2 protein-coding genes are annotated in these 2,224 nt (G+C 56.0%); one reads left to right on the top strand and one right to left on the bottom strand.

The window, feature by feature from the left end; all coding sequences use genetic code 11:
- The first annotated feature begins 24 nt into the window (after positions 1-24).
- Entirely contained in the window at positions 25-267 is a 243-nt protein-coding gene (locus tag AB4Y34_RS41445; RefSeq protein WP_176370162.1) for a DUF6429 family protein, read from the top strand.
- Between the two features lie 25 nt (positions 268-292).
- Here AB4Y34_RS41445 and AB4Y34_RS41440 read toward each other — a convergent pair whose 3' ends face one another.
- Positions 293-1,642: a clostripain-related cysteine peptidase gene (locus AB4Y34_RS41440; protein ID WP_368719255.1), complete on the bottom strand. Its 1,350-nt coding sequence runs from the start codon at positions 1,640-1,642 to the stop codon at positions 293-295.
- Between the last annotated feature and the right edge of the window lie 582 nt (positions 1,643-2,224).

Genomic DNA, 2,224 nt, shown 5'->3' with positions numbered 1-2,224 from the left:
TCTAAACGTTATCGGATGAACACCATGAACATCGACACTGCCGCGATTGACGACACCGTCCTCGCGCTTCTCTATTTGACACTGCACGACCACAACCGCGCCTGGAAGAGCTTCGATTGGGATGCGCCCAACCGACTCTACGAACGCGGCCTGATCGGCGATCCGGTCAATAAAGCGAAATCCGTGATCCTCACCGACGACGGTTTGCGCGAATCCGAACGCCTCTTCAAGCAGCACTTCGTCATCGCTGGCAGCAAAACTGATTAATGAAATGAATTTCTAACTCACCACACTAGAGCTTCAGCGGAATGCCGAACACGTCGTGAAGAAACTTCGGCCAACCTGTCTCTTTGACGAACGCCACGGGCTTGAACACATTCGTCCTGTCATAACCGCTTGCATCGACTAAGAAATTGTAGTCCGTACCGCTCTTGGGAAAAAGGATCGATAGACCATTGTCACCGCAAGCCGTCGCGCTAGCCGAGCAGCCTGCGTGAAAATTGACGAGAACAGCCGCCCGGAGAGCGGTCCGCGCGCTGCTTGCGGAGGAGGCCGTCACTGGATTGGTCAATTTGGTCGCGACAAGGTTGTCCAGCCAAGCGGAGAGGTCGACTGCGCCGACGGTCGCGTCGCCGTAGTAGCGCAGAGGTGCGCGCGATTCGCGCGCAGCCGCAGCACTGTCGAACGACGGCTCTGACAATGAGGACACAGCGCCGCGATCGAACGACGATGCCAGTGGCACGAATGCGACGGGCGCGTTGGCCTCGATCGACGCGGCAGTTCGATTTAGCCCCTCGACAATCTGGACGACTTTACCAAGATCGATTGCGGAAAGTGTCACGTGGCCCGACGGATTAGCGGTATAGTAAGTTGCGTAATGTGCGACAATCGATTTGGACAAATCGCTCCCGCTCATTGCCGGATTTTTGACGAGTTCGCCGAGGAACCCGTAGTCCCATCCCGCGCCCGGCTCCAGTTCCTCGCTTCCAACCAAATAACTCGCTCGCGAGCGCAACTCGTATGCATTTTCTAGATTCGCCATTAGACAAGCATCAAAGCCAGCGACGTCGATCTTTTCTTCTCCAAATACCTGCTGGATCGCATTTGACACGTCGACGTTATAAAGTGCGTGTTGAGTTTCTTCATCGAACGACACGGATCGCATCGGAGGCGACGACTTTCGGTTCGCGCGCCACCCCGCTCCGTGATTCCAAACAACCACCATATAGTGCTTCGCAGGATGGTACTTCTTTCCCCATGCGAGGAATTCACGAAATGCATCAAAGTCGCCCATGTCCGCATTCCGCACTAGCTGTGCTGGGTCCTGTACTGCGTTCGCCGCATCCGGAGTCATGCCTTTCTCGACAAAAAAGCGCTTCACGCCGCCCCAGCTACCGGGTTCATCGGGATCGCCGATTCGTCCGAACTCGACGGCAATGGCCACCTCGTCTGTACTTCCCGCGTTCGCGATCTGCCTCCAGTTTTGCAGAGCAAACGGTTCGAGATCGTTCTTCCCGTTCATGAAAATCAACACGCTCCACTTTGGCAACGGCGCGGGGGCAGCCACGGCTGCAGCGGCTGAGGTCACCGTCATCGACAGTAGCAACACAAACGAGGCGATTGATACTAAAAATTTTTTCATTAGAATGCGCGGGGAATCCCGGCCTTCATGCCGGGGGGATAGCTCTCCGTGGGCAGCACGGCCTTCGCCCGCCTCTCCTTTCGATAACGCTATCATTGGGTAGCCCTAACGATCGCTACGTTGAACGAGTTGGGCGTGGCGATGTGCAATGCCTTGCACCACGCTGCCTGCTGCCGCACCCACTAACTTCTCTCTTGATCAGCATTTTTTGTGCCAAGTATGCATGAGGCGGCAAATCCCACGTCAGTTCGGTATTCCAGCGAGTCTTCCGAAGCGGCAGCTTCAATGTTCTCAACGTCGCATTTGCGACAAATGTAACAGATCACCGCATGGCTGGACGCCTACACGGTCGCGAAGTCGCGCGACTATGGTCTGGCTGTCTCGGATTCACAGTGGTAGGCTGACGATATCCTTGTCGGCGAGGTACAGGGCACCCGCTCGCGACCCTACAGCGTGGCTTTGTCCGGATGGGTACGAGTTCCCTTGCCATGGACGCGACTATGCATTTTTGACGCAAACCGGTTTGCCGAAGGCGTTCCACCGGTTCAGCAGGTTGGCGATGATTATGCCTTCGCCTTCCTG

Origin of the sequence: Paraburkholderia sp. BR10954 (assembly GCF_040965775.1) — a bacterium.
GTDB classification, from domain to species: Bacteria; Pseudomonadota; Gammaproteobacteria; order Burkholderiales; family Burkholderiaceae; genus Paraburkholderia; species Paraburkholderia youngii.
Note: the sequence above shows the minus strand (reverse complement) of the source record. Positions and strands in the feature narration are given on the sequence as shown.